This is a genomic window from Xenorhabdus griffiniae (genome assembly GCF_015163655.1).
Lineage (GTDB): Bacteria > Pseudomonadota > Gammaproteobacteria > Enterobacterales > Enterobacteriaceae > Xenorhabdus > Xenorhabdus griffiniae.
Genome location: NZ_JADEUF010000025.1, coordinates 1 through 19,315 on the forward strand (window position 1 = coordinate 1; position 19,315 = coordinate 19,315).

Consider the following 19,315-nt stretch of genomic DNA (forward strand, 5'->3'; position numbering starts at 1 on the left):
TACTTTTTATCATTGTTATAGTGTGGGTTATTATATCTTCCGTAATTACTTTTTTAATTTTGGATTCCTCTTTTATTTTGACTGATGGTTGGATTGAAAAAATGAATAATAATTCATTGGAAAAATTATCTAATAAATCAGTATCTATTCTTGTGATTATACTTTCTCTAATAATTCCACTTTATTATATAAGTGAACCATTATGTAACATGACTTTTAGAATAGACGCTTATGCTACATCTAATTGCGGAGAAACAAAGCCAAATACAGCCTATTTAAGGAAAAGTAATAAAGAATGTTATGTGTTTTTTCCATGGTTTATCTTTGAAGAACCCAGTATTATACAAAGTATAAAAGGTAAATTCTTCCCGTAACCATTTAGGAAGTTGACCTAATTTTGTTGTAAATTTTAGTAATTGTTGATGAGTGAATTCCCCAGCCCCTAAGGAGAATTTACGACGACAATGTATAGGTTCATTAGAAATCACGACTAAGATAATCTTTCTTTTAGGTGATAGCTTACGGCAATATGCGGCCATTACATAGGCAATATATGCCCCTAAGCTATATCCAAATAATACAATATCACCTTGAGGTGGGACTTGTGATGCAAAATCCTCAATAACATGATCAACACAATACATTAATGGTTCATGACGCCGACGCCCCCGCCCAGGCATTTCAAGTTGAATGACGTTGAAATCATCAAAACAACGTTTGGCAAAATCCGAAAATATGGATGAATTACCGCCAGCATGATGAAACATCAATAATTGAGGGCGTTGATTATTCATAACGTCTCCCTTCGGCAATACGCCCTAATAAAGCTGAAAAGACTATAATCGCTCCTCCTATGCCTTTTAAAATACCAATAGATTCCCCCATCAGTATGATGGCAAACAGAGCCGCAAAAGCGGGTTCCAGAGATAAAATTAATCCTACTCGTGTCGGACTCGTTGTTTTGGCAGCATAAAGTTGCATGAGGAATGCAAAGGCAGTTGCCATCACACTTAAAAATAAAATGTATCCCCAGGCATTAAGAGAGATCGCAGGGATAAAGCGTAATGAAACAGGTTCAATGGTTAAAACAAAAATGAACCCTAATAGAGAAACGGTGACCAACTCAATCAGAGTGATATTAATCAATGAATAGGGTTTACTTGCTGTTTGTTTACCAAACATGAAAATTTGGAAACCACGAATCAAAGCAGCCAGCAGGATGAGCAAATCTCCCTTATTAACCCCGAAATTACCCGTATTGGCGAAACTTAATATTCCTCCACCAACCAAAGATAAGAGGCAAGTACAGTAAATCAATTTACTTTGCTTACGTTTTCCAAATACACGCTCAAAGAACGGCACTATCACTACCGATAATGCAATAAGAAACCCAGCATTAGCCGCCGTCGTATATTTCACGCCCAGCGTTTCTAATGTCAAAATAGCGTATAATAAACCACCAAATAGTATGCCGTTAACTAATTCTCCTTGAGTAATCTTGCGCAAGCGTATTTGAGCACCAATAAATATAAAAGGTACTGCTAACGCAAAGCGAAGCATGAGAAACAGCGGTACAGTGACACCAGCTTGAATGATGAGCTGCATCAGGGAATAACTCGCCCCCCAAGACAAGGCAATAACCAGTAATCCCAAATCTAAAAGATACAGCCCTGTGTTCGATAATTGCTTACGAGGCATGGTCTGACCTCAAAAAAATATGGCTGGCGTCATAGCTAATACGCAGAATCCCTTTTTTGACTTTGGTTGATTTAATAGAAAATTCATTGATTTTTTTAAGATTATCAACATGCGTACCAGCGCAAGGGGCAGGTTCAGTGCCTTCAATTAAACACAAACGGATGTCGCCTTTATACCAAGTCTTTACCTGCTTCCCATCAGATAATTTAATTCTAATAGCTGCTTCAATATCCTGTAGTGGTAATTGATGTAACGGTATGGTTTGGTCTCCTGTTGGAGAAAATTCTACTCGTGCTTCTCCAGGAAAATGATGACCTTTAGTAGAGATCCAACCATATTGGCGCAACTCCCAGTTCAGCAAATGACCCGTAGTATGTAATGCTGCGTGAGAAATACGGTCTGCCACCGAGACTTTGGATATCACTTTATCTCCCAGCGAATGGCGAATAGGTAATTCAGGATAGATAGCTACCTGGCTGTTAGTAGGCTGTTTTCTGATTTTAACAGATATATCATTCACCCACCCAATATCAGACGGCTGACCGCCACCTTGTGGATGAAAAATATTCTCTTTTAGAATAAACCAATTCCCCCAATCATCAGAACCACTCGCAATTATTTCACTCGTACAGAAAAAACAATACGTATCGTCCAGATAGCGCTGAATTTGTGTCATAAAAAATGCCTTTTATAATTGTGTAAATAACGGAGTAAACGGTTGTCCACGTAAGTTATGAGAAATGACTCGATTGTTATTATTACGATTTTTTCCTGATACGATCACACAACCAAATTTATCAAGAGGTATATTCCCGCCATATTCGTAAACATGGTCAGTATTGGGATAGATATCCACATAACTGGGAGCATAACGGGCTACAAACCCCATACGGAAATTATCTTTAGTCATATTTGGATGAGAGGCATGCATCAATGTGGACCAAAAGATCACACACTGACCTGCTTTCATTTCTAGAGAAACGGCTTGAGTTTCATCGGGCTTCCAGTCTGGATCAATTTGCAATTGCCGATAATCGTAACCAAAAAAACCACGATGAATACCATCCTTAGTTAAATTATTGACAATATCGCTTTGATATTCCATTGATTTAGTCTCATCATAATTCATCTTGACATGAGTACCAGGAATGATTTGTAAACAACCATTTTCAATTGTGGCGTCTGTAAATGCAGTCCAAACCGTTAATGTTCCTTTACCGAATTGCTCTTCTGTTTCTCCTGGCCATAAAATTTGAGGTTTACCACTGGCATTCGCGAAAGTGTCAGCTTGATGCCAATCTGTCCCCTCATCTCCTGGATATTTTGGGAAAAACTCAGTTCTCCAGCATAAAACGTCATCTCCTAAAATGCTTGAAACAGGAGCAATTATTTTAGGGTGGATAATATGTCGACTAAGTAAGTCAAGATCTAAATGACGATCGTAGTTCGAAATATTAGTTGCTGCTCCATATGAATCAGTAGGATATGCTGCATAACTACGATCAGGAAGTTGGCGGCGAACATCATTCCACACTTTATTCACTTCTTCTTTGGAATAAATGGTCAATGGACCAATAAATCCATTTTTATGAAAATTATTTAATTGCTCTTTATTAAGTTTAAGATACATAACAAACTTCCTATTTTAAATTGATTATTTATTTATATAAGTAGATTCAATAAATGTTTCATACAGCGTAGAGTTAAAAAGCTTCTCCATAGACAAAATTAAATTGAATTCATTCTTTATTTTCTCATTTAATAAGACTGCTATCATGGAATGACCACCAACATCAATAAAATCATCATTATATTTAACTGTTTTTTCTAACATACTTCCCAATAAGGAAAGATATCTATCTAATGCTTTTAATTTTATATCGCTTTCATTAGTTAATATATTTTTATCTATCATTTATTTACTCCAAGTAATTTAAAATTAGTTTTTTGTCAATTTTTCCATTAATTGTTTTAGGCATGGTTTCTATTTTTCTATAACGCAATGGTCTCATATATATTGGTAAATTTTCTTTTGCTAAATTAGTTAAAGCTCTAATGGATTCTTTTTCTGATGTGGAAGAAGTGAAAAAACAAATCAAATAATCACGACTAACTTCAGAATATGAAGCTATTACTGAAATATCATTTATTTTTTCATATCTAGCTAGAACTGATTCAATCTCTCCAATTTCGATTCTATAACCATTTATTTTCACTTGCTGATCACATCGACCACAATAAACTAATTCACCTTTCTTGTTATAAGAAACTAAATCACCAGAGCAGTAATATCGATGCCAAATGCCATTGTTTTCTAACCAAATAAACTTATCCTTGTTCTTAGTTTCATCGTTTAAATATCCTTTAGTTACTTGATGACCTGATAATAAAAGCTCACCACTTTTTTCGTTAGTTACGTTATCATCACTTATTGGGCGAATAGCATAATCGAATCCAGGTAATAGATATCCTATAGTGGATTCAAAATTTTCTAAATCATTTTCATTAACAACATGCCAACTTGCGTGAATGGTAGTTTCAGTAATACCATACATATTAACTAATTGAGGTGAGTTAAAACCAAACCAGGGCTCCCGCACGAGTTGATTTTTTGTTAAATATATGTTTCAGAATGGATTCAATACACAATATTTAAGCGAATATGACGTAATGTTGGTTCACCTTATTGCTCTATAATTAACCACACAAGGTGTTCTCATCAAGACTTTAGTGTTAATTAATTGTTTGTTTTAACATGCTGATAACTCATGCGGTTGCCCTGAAAACCAAACTGATTATACCAATTTCTCAATGCTTGAAAGTTTAATCTCTCTCCTCCAAAGATAATAAAACGCAATGATAATTCTTCCATTCCGAATTCAGTAAGGGCACGGGAATTAATAGAAAATGCCGTCGGTGTTTGGTTTAGTAGAGTAACTTTTTCATCTTTAACTAATTTAGCCAACTTATATGGCGTTATTCGTGTCTCTTCATCTGGTATCACTAACCTGCCACCATAGGCTAAAACAGACCAAATTTCCCATACTGAAAAATCAAATGCATAAGAATGATATAAAAGTGTAATATCAGTCTCATTGAAACGATAAAAACATTCTGTTGCATTAAATAATGAGAGTAAATTTTCGTGAGTAATTGGAACTCCCTTTGGGGAGCCAGTAGTTCCAGATGTATATATTATATATGCAGTTTCTTGTAATAATGATTCGTCATATACCATAGGCATTGGTGTAGTATTAATCATGAAATTAGTATTTTCTGTTTCACATCTATGATGTAAAATTGAACTGTCATCATTGATGATTAAAACTGGACAAGCATCATTAATAATTAAATTATTTCTTTCTTTAGGTGCTTTTTTATCAATTGGAATATATGCTGCTCCAACATATTGCACTGCTAATAAAGTAGCTATCAATTCTACAGAATGAGAAAGTTCTACAGCGACTTTATCACCTGGCTTAACTCCTTTCTTTTGTAATTCATTAGATATGCTTATGATAAAATTTTGTAATCCGTGGTAACTCAGTTCCCTTTTATTCTCTTTAATTGCTATTCTTTCTGGATATTTTTTAGCAGCAATAAAAAATCGGCTTAACATTGTTTTTTTATTACATTCCATTGATAAAGACTCGGTCACAGAAAACCTCCTATAGTAAAAACCGCTTTAACAAAGACTTGTAATTCTCACTCATTCATTATTGTTCCATTTAACACCACAACATTAAAATATTGCTCTTAAACAATTAATAAACCAGTTCAAGAACGTTATAATTTTAACTTTTGCTGGAAACATAAGAAGCAAAAATTCCAGTAACATAATTATTCTGTTTTTGGGAGTTTATGTCTTTAATAATGCTTGTCTTCAATTAAAATATCGCGAAACCTTTCAAAGTCAGTGGGTCTAATAAGAGCCTATCCAGCCAACAATTTACGGATATGGTTGATCAGTTGCGTTTTTTCTTCCACACCACAAGTCGCCGCATTTTCAAAAAAGTTTGCTCATCTCGCTGTTTAAGGCTTTTACTCTTACCGGGTGGATTGTGCCATGTTGACAGGCCTCAGAAATTGTCTGAGCATCGTTATAGTCATTGTTTTGCTTACGTCGGTAGGCTTTATAACATATTGCGAAGGGAGAGTGAGCACCCAATGTCCGAATGCCTATCCCTGAGTGATAACGCTTTTGTTTCTAAATCATTACATAGGGCTTGCGACACCACCCTATAACTGCTTCTGTCATCCCTTTCACTAAATAGTTTTTCATAATACTGAGAGTATCAAATGTTGGAGTTCCTTACCCCGCGCGGCGCGCGAGGTAAGGGATACTCCTATCATTTTGAAACGCTATTTAGCCTTTGACCAAGCTGAGGTTATCGGTCATCTCATTGAACGCAAATTTCACTTCTTGCTTGTCCCTATGTTTTCCAATGAATTTTTTATGCTGAGGACTTTTATGTGGGGTATTTGGTGGGGTACTCAGAAACAAAAAAAGCACTTCCTCAAAAGAGAAAGTGCTTCTTCAACAACAAGTTATCTGATTAAAATCAGTTCATGCCGTATTTTTTCAGTTTCTTACGCAGAGTGCCACGGTTGATTCCCATCATCAGTGCTGCGCGAGTCTGGTTGCCACGGGTGTATTGCATCACCATGTCCAACAGTGGCTGTTCTACTTCAGCCAGTACCAGCTCATACAGGTCATTAACGTCTTGACCGTTCAGTTGAGCAAAATAGTTCTTCAGTGCTTGTTTAACCGAATCACGCAGAGGTTTTTGAGTTACCTGATCTTGTGAATTTACAGTAGCAACGGTTAGTACATCAGAATTTACGCGTTGTTCGAACATAGTTCTGTCAGCTCTTTTCTTTATTTACGCAAAAATTTTCGAAGTATGCCTTCAACACCTCCAGCTGTTCGCTGGCATCCTCTATGGCGTTGAATGTGCGCCGAAACTGGTCATCAGGGGCATGTTCCTTGAGATACCAAGATACATGCTTGCGTGCAATACGAACTCCTTTGCCTTGACCGTAAAAGTCATGCAGTTCTCGTACATGCTCGCTCATTAAACGCTGCACTTCGCCAAGGGGCATCGGTGGCAGCAATTCTCCTGTTTCCAGATAATGCTGGATTTCCCGAAAGATCCAGGGTCTTCCCTGAGCAGCACGGCCTATCATCAGGGCATCAGCCCCAGTGTATTCAAGCACTGCTCTGGCTTTTAGCGGGTCAGTAATGTCGCCATTGGCAATAATTGGAATGGCAACAGTCTGCTTAACTGTCCGAATATTGTCGTACTCGGCCTCACCATTAAACAGGCAAGATCGCGTCCTGCCATGTATCGTAAGAGCCTGAATACCACAACGTTCGGCCAATTGGGCAATTTCTACACAGTTACGTTCTTCCGGTGACCAACCTGTGCGAATCTTCAAAGTAACAGGCACATCAACTGCATTGACTACCGCAGAAAGGATTTTTTCAACCAGTTCTGGATAACGCAGTAATGCAGAGCCTGCCAGCTTACGATTCACCTTCTTAGCTGGGCACCCCATATTGATATCGATGATCTGAGCGCCATTAGCGACGTTAATTTTCGCTGCCGCCGCCATTTCATCGGGATCACTACCGGCTATTTGTACAGAACGCACTCCGGGTTCGTCGCTATGAACCATACGCAGCCGTGATTTATCCGTCTTCCAAACCTGGGGATTGGAAGAAAGCATTTCTGAGACTGTCATTCCTGCTCCCATCTGGTAGCAAAGAGATCGAAACGGGCGATCTGTTATGCCTGCCATAGGAGCCGCAATAAGACAGTTTTTCAACTGGTATTGTCCGATACGCATAGACGAAGAAAGAGTGGTCAACTGTGACTAAGGGCGCGTATATTACGCATTTTTCACAAGATATGAAAGGCCAAACTTTGAGCGAATCGACATTTATAACGGATTTTTTCCAGTTGATTTTTTTAAAATTGGTTGATTACTGTTAAATAACAAATAGTTACATTTTATTGCTGAAATTTGTTATTACTTATATTTCTAATCATAAATAGAGCGGATTACCACTAATTGACCTCCTGGGGGATCATTTTAGTGGATAATCACGCTTTTCAATAGGTATCAGTTGATTATTTTTTAATCCCCGTGATACGACACCATTCTTCTTGTTCAGCTATTGGATCAATAATGAATTCATTGTCATAGGCCTGAGCTACCCCGTCAGCTTGACTGGCCAGAACACCGGATAAGCCTAATAATCCACCAGATTTAGGCAGTGAGCCAATGACAGGAGCAAGTTCACGCAGAGGACCTGCCAGAATATTGGCAATCACGATATCGCATTCAAGGTCTTTAGGTTGATCTTTGGATAGATAGAGGGTTAATTGGTCAGATACACCATTGCGTTCGGCGTTATCCCGGCTGGCTTGAATGGCTTGTGGGTCGATATCAATACCGATGGCGTGTTTTGCGCCCAGTTTCAGCGCTGCGATAGCCAATATGCCTGAGCCGCAACCAAAGTCGATCACGGTTTTACCTGTCAGGTCAAGGCCATCCAGCCATTGCAGGCAAAGGGAGGTGGTTGGATGAGTACCCGTGCCGAAGGCCAGACCAGGGTCAAGCATGACATTAACGGCTTCTGGTTCAGGCACTTCGCGCCAGCTAGGGCAGATCCACAGACGCTTCCCGAAGCGCATAGGGTGGAAGTTATCCATCCACTCTCGTTCCCAATCTTTATCTTCCAGTTGTTCAATTTTGTGGATAAAACCTTTACCCAGTTGTGGAAGTTGCTCCAATTGGCTGACAACCGCTTTCATATCCATTTCAGCGTCATACAGGCCGATAACATCGGTATCACCCCATAAACGTGTCTCGCCTGGCAGAGGCTCAAAAATAGGGGTATCGTGGCTATCCTGAAAGGTGACTGATACTGCGCCACTTTCCATCAGCTCATCGCCTAATGCTTCCGCTTGTTGTCCCGTGGTGTTTAATCTTAATTGTATCCAAGGCATAAAAAATTCTCGTTTTGTGGATCACGTTATTGTGTGAAATGTAACCGTTTAGCGCAAACTGCACCAAATTTATTTCCTAGCCAAAATGCCAGTAAACTCAGCAATAGTGATGGCACGATAGGGTGGAAACCAAGTAGCTGGATATTGAACGTTGCCAGCAAAGTATAGCTTGCTGCCCCTACCAGCATTGAGCTGATCGCTCCCTGGGCATTGGCTTTTTCCCAATATAATCCCAGCACCAGTGGCCAGAGGAAAACGGCTTGTAGTCCACCAAATGCCAGCAAGTTTAGCCAGATAATCATCTCAGGTGGGCGCCAGGCTGCCAGTAGCAGTAATGCCCCTAAAAATAGGGTGGAATAACTGGAGATGCGTGACAGTTTTTTCTCCTGACGGATCTGGTGTGGAAACAGGTTTAAATAGAGATCTTTGACGATAGTGGCCGAAGATTGCAGTAATTGGGCGTTAATGGTGGACATAATCGCCGCCATTGGTGCAGCCAGAAAAATACCGGCAGCCACAGGAGGCAGTACTGTGATCATTAACGTTGGGATCACTTGATCGGGGATCGTCAGATCAGGAATGATGGCTCGGCCAAGGGCACCAGCAAGGTGCATACCGAACATCAGGAATGCCATTACGAGTGTGCCAAGCACAATACCACGGTGAACGGCCTTACTGTCTTTATAAGAGATACAGCGCACCGCGGTGTGTGGCAGCCCAACAACGCCAAAGCAAACCAGTACCCAGAAAGACGCCATAAATGGCCCTGTGAGGATATTATCGACGCCATAAGGAGAAACCAGATTAGGGTCAATAGTGCGCAGTGTCGTCACTGCTGCTGATAATCCACCGGCTTTATAGATAATGCCAGCCAGTAATAACGCGGTTCCCAGCAACATCACTAATCCTTGTAAGGCATCATTGAGGACGCTGGCTCTAAAACCGCCAAAAGCAGTATAGAGGGCGATGGAAACGCCAAAAATCAATAACCCTGTGTCGTAAGGGATACCGGCGGCAGTTTCCAGTAAACGAGCACCGCCAATGAATTGCACTGTCATAGCACCGATAAAGGCCACCAGCAGGCTTATACTGGCAAACCAGACCAGAAAGCGGCTTTGGTAGCGTGCATATAGCATATCGTTGAGGGTGACCGCATTATAACGGCGAGCGAGGATCGCAAATTTTTTGCCCAATACGCTAAGTGAGAGCCATATCGCCGGCAATTGGATCAATGATAATAACACCCAACCGATACCATACTTATAAGCGGCACCAGGGCCACCAATAAAGGAACTGGCACTGATATAAGTTGCGGTAATGGTCATTGCCAGTACAAAACCCCCCATTGAGCGGTTGCCGAGAAAATACTCACTGAGGAATTCACCTGTTTGTCGGCGACGATAAGCATAGATTGAGAGCATGAACACTAATGCCAGATATCCCACGAGAGGCAGAATGACTTCACTTTGCATCACTATCCTCCAGTGGAATGTCCTTGAATATAAACTTCACCATCAAATAGCAAAGGATGATAAATAAGGCAGGTAGCAGCAGGCAAGCCAGTTCAAACCAGCGAGGCAACCCAGTTAAGCCGATGGCATCACTGGGTAAATAAGCACACAGCAGCCAACCAACAAGATAGGCCAATGTCAGGAATATCGCCCAGCGTGCTTCTTTGTTGGATTGAACAAATCGTCCGTCCATTCGTTCTCCGGGTAATTTACATGAAACAATAGGGGGGAATATAAAAAATCCCACCGATAAAAGATGGGATTTTATTCAAAGCAACAAACGCTAAATAAGCGTCAAAGAAACCTTACTTATCATGCAAGCCTAATTTCTTCTCCAGATAATGGATATTGGTTCCACCTTTCTGGAAGTTCTCGTCATTCATGATTGCCAGTTGCAGATCGATATTGGTCTTAATGCCATCAATGATCAACTCGGCCAGTGCGTTCTTCATACGTGCAATGGCCACTTCACGGGTTTCGCCGTAAGTGATGAGCTTACCAATCATGGAATCATAGTAAGGCGGTACGGTATATCCCGCATAGATGTGGGATTCCCAACGCACACCAAACCCACCTGGTGAGTGAAAATGGGTGATCTTGCCCGGACTTGGCAGGAAGGTTTTCGGATCTTCTGCATTGATACGGCATTCGATCGCATGGCCTTTGATTTCAACATCTTCCTGTTTGATGGACAGTGGCATACCAGAGGCGATACGTAACTGTTCCTTAATCAAGTCAACGCCAGTGATCATTTCAGTCACTGGATGTTCAACCTGAATACGGGTATTCATCTCAATAAAGTAGAATTCGCCGTTTTCGTACAGGAACTCAAATGTACCTGCTCCGCGATAGCCGATTTCGATGCAGGCATTGGCACAACGCTCACCGATACTGCGGCGCAGTTCTGGTGAGATACCCGGTGCTGGCGCTTCTTCCACCACTTTCTGGTGGCGGCGCTGCATGGAGCAGTCACGTTCAGCCAGATAGAGTGCATTGCCCTGACCATCAGCTAAGACCTGGATTTCAACGTGACGTGGGTTTTCAAGGAATTTCTCCATGTACACCATGTCGTTGTTGAAAGCGGCTTTAGCTTCTGCGCGAGTCATAGCGATGGATTGTGCCAGATCTTTGTCGCTGCGTACGACGCGCATACCACGGCCGCCGCCGCCGCCTGATGCCTTGATGATCACCGGATAGCCGATGCGGTTTGCAATGGCCTTGTTTTTCTCGGTATCGTCACCCAATGGGCCATCAGAGCCAGGAACGCAAGGGACACCCGCTTTTTTCATTGCGTTGATAGCGGAAACTTTATCCCCCATCAAACGGATAGTATCCGCTTTCGGACCAATGAAAATAAAGCCAGAACGCTCGACCTGCTCGGCAAAGTCAGCATTTTCAGACAGGAAGCCATAACCCGGGTGGATTGCCTGTGCACAAGTGATTTCCGCCGCAGAGATAATGGCAGGAATATTCAGATAACTTTTAGCTGAGGCAGCCGGGCCAATGCAGACGGTTTCATCCGCCAGCAGGACGTGCTTCAGATCACGGTCTGCCGCAGAGTGCACAGCCACGGTTTTGATCCCAAGTTCCTTACAGGCTCTCAGGATACGCAGTGCAATTTCACCGCGGTTAGCAATGACAATTTTTTCAAGCATGGGGTGCGCCTCGTTATTCGATGACGACCAATGGCTCGTCGAATTCAACAGGTTGACCGTCTTGGACCAGAATCGCTTTTACTACGCCAGTTTTGTCAGCTTCGATCTGATTCATCATTTTCATCGCTTCCACGATGCACAGGGTTTCGCCCTGATTAACATGCTGGCCGACTTCAATGAAAGGTTTCGCATCTGGGCTTGGTGAACGGTAGAACGTACCAACCATCGGCGAGCGAACTGTGTGACCACTGATTTCCGCGGGTTTGTCAGCGGCGGCTGGCGCTGGTGCAGCGGCCTGCACTGGCTGTTGAGCAGGCGCAGAAATATATTGCTGGGTCACAGGTATTGCCGCGGCTGTCGTTGCCCGGCTGATGCGTACTGACTCTTCACCTTCAGAAATTTCCAGTTCAGAAATGCCAGATTCTTCAACCAGCTCGATCAGTTTTTTTATCTTACGAATATCCATGAGTGTGGTTCCGTACTTTTAAGTCAATTAGTTGGATGTTGACAAGCGGTTGACCGCTGCCTGTAATGCGAAACTATAACCATCCGCCCCCAATCCACAGATGACACCGACTGCAATATCGGAAAGATATGAGTGGTGGCGGAATGGCTCGCGGGCATGCACGTTGGAAAGGTGAATCTCAATAAATGGGATATCTACCGCCAGAAGTGCGTCGCGCAATGCCACGCTGGTGTGCGTGTATGCTGCAGGGTTGATTAAAATAAAATCTGTATTGCCCCGCGCAGAATGAATTCTCTCAATTAGTTCAGATTCTGCGTTGGATTGCAGATGGGATAATTCAGCCCCCGATTGTTGAGCTTCTTTTGACAGTCTGTTAACGATGTCATCCAGCGTTAACTTGCCGTAGGTCTCTGGCTCTCGTGTTCCCAACAGGTTCAGGTTAGGGCCATTCAAGAGTAAAATGCGAAACTTGTCTGCCATTGTGCGGGTATCTCCGGCAATCTGTCAACAATCGACCAAGATAACTCGATGTCAACGGTTTGTCATCTCTTTCTGATAGCTAGAATTGTAAATTTGACGATAAAGCCCGACATTATAAACATATCGTGGCATTTAGCAGCTAAATACTGGTCTTATCAGCGCACTTTCACTACTGTTCTGCCCGTAATTTGATTGTTTATCAACTTATTGGCGTGTTCGATCACCTGTTCTAATGTAATTTCATTCGCTGCTTGCTGATAAAAGGAATCTGGTAGTAGCGCTTGCAAACGTTGCCAAATGGCAGGGCGTTTCACCGCAGGGACAGTGACAGATTCTACACCCTGTAAACGAACATTACGTAGAATAAACGGCATTACGCTCGTGGGGAGTTGACTGTCACTTGCCATGCCACAAGCGGCTACTGTACCGTTGTAATGCACTTGAGCCAGCAAGGTAGCCAATATCGTGCCACCAACGGTATCTATTACACCGGCCCAACGTTGTTTTTCTAATGGACGTGATGGCTGGTTGAAGTCACTGACGGGTAAAACCGTTTTCGCCCCCAGCGAGAGCAGATAATCTTGGCTGTCGGGTTTGTTGCTAATCGCAGTGACGGAATAGCCCAGTTGTGACAGTAAGGTAATCGCCGTACTGCCAACCCCACCACTGGCTCCTGTCACAGCGATTTCTCCGCTTTCCGGTGTGACGCCTCCTTGTTCCAACGCCATGACACATAACATGGCAGTAAAACCCGCCGTGCCGATGATCATTGCTTGTCGGGTACTTAATGCAGGTGGCAAAGGAGTCAGCCACTCCCCAGATACTCTTGCTTGTTCTGCCAGCCCGCCCCAGTGCGTTTCTCCCACACCCCAGCCAGTCAGCAAAACATGTTGTCCGACGTGAAAACGGGGATCTTCGGAATGATGGACAACACCAGAAAAATCAATCCCCGGCACCATCGGAAATTGACGGATAATCTTCCCCTTGCCGGTGATGGCAAGGGCATCTTTGTAATTGAGTGTGGACCAATGGATATCAACGACCACATTACCCGATGGCAATTGAGATATATCAATATTTTGAATGGATGCTGATAATGTTTCGTGTTGTTCCAGTAATAAAGCTTTCATGATCATCCTCTCTTGATAGGTATCTATCTGACATTATTACCTGCTTAGCATTACCACGATTCTGGTATTACCACAATTTTGCATCATTACAGTTTTGCATTACTACAATATAGATAGAACCTATACCTCCCCGCGACGCGGGGGAGGCATAGAATTTGAGGCAAGAGCAGGGGAATTCAGGGCCATACCTCCCCGCGTAGTGGGGGAGGTATTAAGACGCATATTGAAAGGTGATTGGTATAGCTAAAACCTGATGCACTGAAATGGGGGGACAACAATGTTGTGATATCTCACCAAATTCATCTATTGTTTTTATAATTCATGAACCATTTCGTCTTGGGACTTTCTTTGTCATGTTATTTTTTGGTGTATTAGCTGAATTAACCCATTTTTATGCAGTTTTTTTCTGCTCCGTTAGAGAAAAGTAACGTAGAATACCGTATTTCTGATGTGAATAACGTGGCCACTTTTATTGAAGTAGTAAAAGTAGTTAATTATGCGCCTTGTCGCTGCTTCATGTGGTTGGTAGAGTAGACGGAAAATCTCCGTCCCCAGCTTGCAGGATTATCCTTTCGTTATGTTAAAGAAATTTCGTGGCATGTTTTCCAACGATTTGTCCATTGACTTGGGTACTGCCAATACCCTTATTTATGTCAAAGGCCAAGGAATAGTATTGGATCAACCCTCTGTCGTTGCTATTCGCCAGGACAGAGCCGGTTCACCAAAAAGCGTTGCAGCAGTAGGGCTGGAAGCAAAACAGATGCTGGGACGTACTCCGGGTAATATTGCCGCTATCCGTCCCATGAAGGATGGGGTGATTGCTGATTTTTATATTACTGAAAAGATGCTACAGCATTTTATCAAGCAGGTTCACAATAACAGTTTCATGCGTCCAAGCCCGCGCGTGTTGGTCTGTGTACCTGTCGGTGCGACTCAAGTTGAGCGTCGTGCCATCCGTGAATCCGCCCAAAGTGCAGGAGCGCGGGAGGTATTTTTAATTGAAGAACCTATGGCGGCGGCTATCGGTGCTGGTTTGCCGGTTTCCGAAGCAACGGGTTCAATGGTCGTTGATATTGGTGGGGGAACCACTGAAGTTGCGGTTATTTCCCTTAATGGGGTGGTTTATTCTTCTTCTGTACGTATTGGTGGTGACCGTTTTGATGAAGCTATCATCAACTACGTTCGTCGTAATTATGGCTCCCTGATTGGGGAAGCAACGGCAGAGCGCATTAAACATGGAATTGGTTCTGCTTATCCAACGGATGAAGTACGAGAAATCGAAGTGCGTGGCCGTAACCTTGCGGAAGGTGTACCTCGCAGTTTTACCCTAAATTCCAATGAAATCCTTGAAGCTCTGCAAGAACCCTTAACGGGTATTGTGAGTGCCGTGATGGTCGCTCTGGAACAGTGCCCACCAGAATTGGCCTCCGATATTTCTGAACGAGGCATGGTGTTGACTGGCGGTGGTGCGTTGTTGCGTAATCTTGATCGTTTGCTGATGGAAGAAACCGGCATTCCTGTCATTGTTGCGGAAGATCCACTGACCTGTGTTGCCCGTGGTGGTGGCAAGGCACTGGAGATGATCGACATGCATGGTGGCGATCTGTTCAGCGAAGACTGAAAGTAACTCTGCGAGCTGGGAGGTGGACGTGTTTTATTGGGACCTCCTTGCTGATTGTGCCGGAGTTTTATCATTTATGAGACAACACAGCTCGACAATACGCCATTTATGAAGCCGATTTTCAGCAGAGGGCCTTCTCTGCAACTACGACTCTTTTTTGCTATCATTGTTGCCATTATTTTGATGGTGGTAGACAGTCGCCTTGGTATTTTCAATAAAGTCCGTAGCTACATGGATACGGCTGTGAGTCCTTTTTATTTTCTTGCCAACGGGCCGCGTCAGTTTTTGGACGGCCTCTCAGAATCTTTCGTTAGCCGTAATCATCTGGAGCTGGAAAATAGAGCCCTGCGTAATGAATTGCGTTTACAGGACAGTAAATTGCTGCTGTTAGGGCAACTGAAACAAGAAAATTCCCGTTTACGTGAATTACTGGGATCGCCACTGCGTCATGATGAACACATGATGGTATCGCAGGTGATTTCAGGGGGGATGGATCCATACCGCGATCAAATTGTCATTGATAAAGGGGCGAAGGATGGCGTGTACGAAGGGCAGCCGGTGATCAGTGATCGTGGTGTCGTGGGGCAAGTGACTGCCGTGAGCCAGTTGAGCAGCCGGATATTGTTGATTTGCGATACTTCTCATGCCATTCCGGTGCAGGTACTGCGAAACGACATTCGTGTTATCGCTGGGGGAGCAGGGTGTACGGATGATCTCCTGCTGGAACCTTTACCAAGTGATACAGATATCCGCGTAGGTGATGTATTGGTGACATCGGGGCTGGGAGGGCGTTTTCCTGAAGGTTATCCTGTGGCTGTCGTCTCTTCTGTCAAAATTGATAACCAGCGGGCTCATGCGGTAATTCGTGCCCGTCCGTTGGCTGAATTGCGACGCTTGCGCTATTTGCTCCTATTATGGGGAGGAGATAACGATCCGTCTGAACCATTGCCACCTTCGGAAGTATACCGCGCTGCCAATGAACGTTTGATGCAGATGTTACCGCAAGTGTTGCCAAATCCATCAAATGAGTCACCACAGTTGCTGGCACCAAAGTCAGTGGAAAAACCGACATTACCAGCTACAGGAAATCGTCAATGAGTCAATATCATAGCCAAGGACTTTGGGTTATTTGGTTATCTTTCCTGATTGCAATCGTGCTACAGATTATGCCGTGGCCGGAGCAGTTTTTTATGTTTCGGCCTACCTTACTGATGCTGTGCTTAGTTTATTGGTTGCTTGCGCTTCCCCATCGTGTCAGCGTTGGTACTGGCTTTGTTTTGGGGATTATTACTGATCTGTTGCACGGCAGTATTTTGGGAGCACATGCTCTGGCATTGAGCATTATCAGTTTTCTGGTCGCATTCAAATTTCAGCTTATTCGCAATATGGCGCTTTGGCAGCAAGCCCTGGTTGTCGTCGGGCTTTCGACATTGATGAACTTCTGCGTTTTTCTGATCCATGTTCTGTTACTCAAGACTATCTTTCATCCAGAAGTGTTCTGGAATGGGGTAGTCAATGGTATTCTCTGGCCTTGGCTATTCTTATTAATGCGGAAAATCCGTCGTCAATTTTCAGTCCGTTAAAGTGGGTTTCTGTATTTAAAAGGCAAAGGCATATAACAAAAAATAGCTGATGGGATAGACTCCTAAGGATTATTCGCGATGAAAACCATTTACTTAGCTTCTGGCTCCCCAAGACGGCGTGAGCTGGTGGAATTATTGGATTTTAATTTTGAAATCCTTGCACCTCAGGTCGAAGAAAAATGGCGTGAAGGAGAGTCTCCACAGCAATATGTTACTCGATTAGCCAGAGAGAAAGCACAGGCTGGCGTAGCCATTGCCTCACACAATTACCCCGTTCTGGGGGCTGATACCCTTGTTGTATTGAATAACCAAATTTTGGAAAAACCGCGAAATCAGCGACACGCTATGGAAATGCTTAACGGTTTGTCTGGTCAACGCCATCAGGTCATGACGGCTGTTGCTTTATCGAACAATCAACATACCTTGAGTGAGATAGTCATTACAGATGTGATATTCCGCCAGTTGTCCCAACGGGAAATACAGGAATATATTGCCACTGGGGAGCCAATGGATAAAGCCGGCGCTTATGGCATTCAAGGTAAAGGCGGTTGTTTTGTCAGAAAAATTAATGGCAGTTACCACGCTGTTGTTGGCTTACCACTGGTGGAAACGTATGAATTAATCACACGATTTTTAGCGTTAGCTGATGGGAAGGACTATTCATGACAGCAGAGTTATTAGTCAATATAACACCATCCGAAACGCGGGTTGCTTATATTGATGGCGGTATCTTACAAGAAATTCATATTGAGCGAGAAGCCAAAAGGGGCATTGTCGGAAACATTTATAAAGGGCGCGTGAGCCGGGTTTTACCGGGTATGCAGGCGGCTTTTGTCGATATTGGGCTGGAGAAAGCGGCTTTTTTACATGCTTCGGATATTGTGCCCCATACTGAATGTATTGCCGGCGAAGAGCGGAAGAATTTCCATGTCAGGGACATTGCTGAATTAGTGCGTCAGGGGCAGGATTTACTTGTTCAGGTAGTGAAAGATCCTCTGGGGACAAAAGGTGCCCGTTTGACAACGGATATCACCTTACCATCACGTTACCTGGTGTTTATGCCAGGTGCATCACATGTTGGTGTTTCACAGCGCATAGAGAGCGAAGCAGAGCGTGATCGCCTGAAAAGCATTGTCATGGAGTATTGTGATGAGCATGGCGGGTTTATTATCCGCACGGCCGCCGAAGGTGTGGGAAAAGAAGAACTGGCACAGGATGCCGCATTTTTGAAGCGCCTATGGAGTAAAGTGATTGAACGTAAGAAACGCAATATCACCAAAAACAAGGTCTATGGTGAATTAGCACTGGCGCAGCGTGTTTTACGTGATTTTGTTAGAGCTTCCCTCGATCGCATTCGGGTTGATTCCCGCCAGACATTTATCCAATTGCAGGAATTTATTGATGAATATATCCCTGAAATGAACGCTAAACTGGAACATTATCAGGGAAACCAGCCGATATTTGATCTGTACGATGTGGAAAATGAAATCCAACGGGCGCTGGAACGTAAGGTTGAATTAAAGTCAGGCGGTTATCTGATCATTGATCAGACAGAAGCCATGACAACAATTGATATTAATACGGGAGCTTTTGTTGGGCATCGCAACTTAGATGAGACTATCTTTAATACTAATATCGAAGCAACACAGGCCATTGCCCGACAATTAAGGCTCCGTAATTTGGGCGGTATCATTATCATTGATTTTATTGACATGGGTAATGAAGAGCACCGGCGCCGTGTATTAGCTTCCCTGGAACAAGCACTAAGCAAAGATAGGGTGAAAACCACCATCAATGGTTTTTCACAATTGGGTTTGGTTGAGATGACGCGCAAACGTACACGGGAAAGTATCGAACATATCTTGTGTGATAATTGTCCAACGTGTCAGGGACGTGGCACGGTAAAATCCGTCGAAACCGTCTGTTATGAAATCTTGCGTGAAATTGTACGCGTCAACCGTGCAATTGATGCTGCGCGTTTTCTGGTTTATGCCTCACCAGCCGTCAGTGAAGCCCTAAAAGGGGATGAGTCCCACGCATTGGCTGAGGTGGAAATTTTTGTCGGTAAACAGGTCAAAGTGCAGACAGAACAGCGTTACAGCCAGGAGCAATTTGACGTTATCATGATGTAACACCATCAGTTCATTTGTAAGAA

The 19,315-nt window shown here is 43.2% G+C and carries 21 protein-coding genes; 5 read left to right on the forward strand and 16 right to left on the reverse strand.

The window, feature by feature from the left end:
* Positions 1–275 precede the first annotated feature (275 nt).
* The 16 genes from IQ211_RS06120 to acuI form a co-directional block, all read right to left on the reverse strand.
* On the reverse strand, positions 276–794 hold the full coding sequence (locus IQ211_RS06120; protein ID WP_189759115.1) for a thioesterase II family protein: 519 nt from the start codon (positions 792–794) through the stop codon (positions 276–278).
* Complete coding sequence (locus tag IQ211_RS06125; RefSeq protein ID WP_189759116.1) at positions 787–1,698, reverse strand: DMT family transporter; 912 nt, start codon at positions 1,696–1,698, stop codon at positions 787–789. The genes IQ211_RS06120 and IQ211_RS06125 overlap by 8 nt, the downstream gene beginning before the upstream one ends.
* Entirely contained in the window at positions 1,688–2,374 is a 687-nt protein-coding gene (locus tag IQ211_RS06130) for an alanyl-tRNA editing protein (RefSeq protein ID WP_189759117.1), read from the reverse strand. The genes IQ211_RS06125 and IQ211_RS06130 overlap by 11 nt, the downstream gene beginning before the upstream one ends.
* 12 nt (positions 2,375–2,386) lie before the next feature.
* Positions 2,387–3,328 (reverse strand): chlorinating enzyme, encoded by a 942-nt coding sequence (locus tag IQ211_RS06135; protein WP_189759118.1) that lies wholly within the window; start codon positions 3,326–3,328, stop codon positions 2,387–2,389.
* A gap of 24 nt (positions 3,329–3,352) precedes the next feature.
* Positions 3,353–3,613 carry a phosphopantetheine-binding protein gene (locus tag IQ211_RS06140; RefSeq protein ID WP_189759119.1) on the reverse strand — a complete coding sequence of 87 codons (261 nt, stop codon included), beginning with the start codon at positions 3,611–3,613 and terminating at the stop codon, positions 3,353–3,355.
* Between the two features lie 4 nt (positions 3,614–3,617).
* On the reverse strand, positions 3,618–4,298 hold the full coding sequence (locus tag IQ211_RS06145) for an AMP-binding protein (protein WP_193836332.1): 681 nt from the start codon (positions 4,296–4,298) through the stop codon (positions 3,618–3,620).
* 137 nt (positions 4,299–4,435) lie between these two features.
* A complete protein-coding gene (locus tag IQ211_RS06150) occupies positions 4,436–5,356 on the reverse strand; it encodes an AMP-binding protein (RefSeq protein WP_189759121.1) in 921 nt (306 codons plus the stop codon).
* Between the two features lie 904 nt (positions 5,357–6,260).
* Positions 6,261–6,557 (reverse strand): DNA-binding transcriptional regulator Fis, encoded by a 297-nt coding sequence (gene fis, locus IQ211_RS06155; protein WP_010847912.1) that lies wholly within the window; start codon positions 6,555–6,557, stop codon positions 6,261–6,263.
* 7 nt (positions 6,558–6,564) lie between these two features.
* Entirely contained in the window at positions 6,565–7,548 is a 984-nt protein-coding gene (gene dusB, locus IQ211_RS06160; RefSeq protein WP_189759140.1) for a tRNA dihydrouridine synthase DusB, read from the reverse strand.
* A 284-nt stretch (positions 7,549–7,832) separates the two neighbouring features.
* Positions 7,833–8,714 (reverse strand): 50S ribosomal protein L11 methyltransferase, encoded by an 882-nt coding sequence (prmA, locus tag IQ211_RS06165; protein ID WP_189759122.1) that lies wholly within the window; start codon positions 8,712–8,714, stop codon positions 7,833–7,835.
* A 26-nt stretch (positions 8,715–8,740) separates the two neighbouring features.
* Positions 8,741–10,186, reverse strand: coding sequence for a sodium/pantothenate symporter (gene panF, locus IQ211_RS06170; protein ID WP_189759123.1), 1,446 nt, complete (start codon positions 10,184–10,186; stop codon positions 8,741–8,743).
* Positions 10,176–10,418 (reverse strand): YhdT family protein, encoded by a 243-nt coding sequence (locus tag IQ211_RS06175; RefSeq protein ID WP_074024973.1) that lies wholly within the window; start codon positions 10,416–10,418, stop codon positions 10,176–10,178. Before IQ211_RS06175 ends, panF begins: the two co-directional genes overlap by 11 nt.
* Before the next feature lie 112 nt (positions 10,419–10,530).
* Positions 10,531–11,880, reverse strand: a complete 1,350-nt coding sequence (gene accC, locus IQ211_RS06180) for an acetyl-CoA carboxylase biotin carboxylase subunit (RefSeq protein ID WP_189759124.1) — start codon at positions 11,878–11,880, stop codon at positions 10,531–10,533.
* Positions 11,881–11,893: 13 nt separating this feature from the next.
* Positions 11,894–12,346 (reverse strand): acetyl-CoA carboxylase biotin carboxyl carrier protein, encoded by a 453-nt coding sequence (gene accB / locus IQ211_RS06185; RefSeq protein ID WP_189759125.1) that lies wholly within the window; start codon positions 12,344–12,346, stop codon positions 11,894–11,896.
* Positions 12,347–12,373: 27 nt separating this feature from the next.
* Entirely contained in the window at positions 12,374–12,826 is a 453-nt protein-coding gene (gene aroQ, locus IQ211_RS06190; protein WP_189759126.1) for a type II 3-dehydroquinate dehydratase, read from the reverse strand.
* A gap of 155 nt (positions 12,827–12,981) precedes the next feature.
* Complete coding sequence (gene acuI / locus IQ211_RS06195) at positions 12,982–13,956, reverse strand: acrylyl-CoA reductase (NADPH) (protein ID WP_189759127.1); 975 nt, start codon at positions 13,954–13,956, stop codon at positions 12,982–12,984.
* A 577-nt stretch (positions 13,957–14,533) separates the two neighbouring features.
* Here acuI and mreB point away from each other — a divergent pair.
* The 5 genes from mreB to rng all read left to right on the forward strand — a co-directional run bounded on the left by mreB (position 14,534) and on the right by rng (position 19,292).
* Complete coding sequence (gene mreB / locus IQ211_RS06200; RefSeq protein ID WP_189759128.1) at positions 14,534–15,577, forward strand: rod shape-determining protein MreB; 1,044 nt, start codon at positions 14,534–14,536, stop codon at positions 15,575–15,577.
* 108 nt (positions 15,578–15,685) lie between these two features.
* Positions 15,686–16,675, forward strand: a complete 990-nt coding sequence (mreC, locus tag IQ211_RS06205; protein ID WP_189759129.1) for a rod shape-determining protein MreC — start codon at positions 15,686–15,688, stop codon at positions 16,673–16,675.
* A complete protein-coding gene (gene mreD / locus IQ211_RS06210) occupies positions 16,672–17,160 on the forward strand; it encodes a rod shape-determining protein MreD (RefSeq protein ID WP_189759130.1) in 489 nt (162 codons plus the stop codon). The genes mreC and mreD overlap by 4 nt, the downstream gene beginning before the upstream one ends.
* A gap of 78 nt (positions 17,161–17,238) precedes the next feature.
* Positions 17,239–17,826, forward strand: coding sequence for a Maf family protein (locus IQ211_RS06215; RefSeq protein ID WP_189759131.1), 588 nt, complete (start codon positions 17,239–17,241; stop codon positions 17,824–17,826).
* Complete coding sequence (gene rng / locus IQ211_RS06220; RefSeq protein WP_189759132.1) at positions 17,823–19,292, forward strand: ribonuclease G; 1,470 nt, start codon at positions 17,823–17,825, stop codon at positions 19,290–19,292. The genes IQ211_RS06215 and rng overlap by 4 nt, the downstream gene beginning before the upstream one ends.
* Positions 19,293–19,315 lie beyond the last annotated feature (23 nt).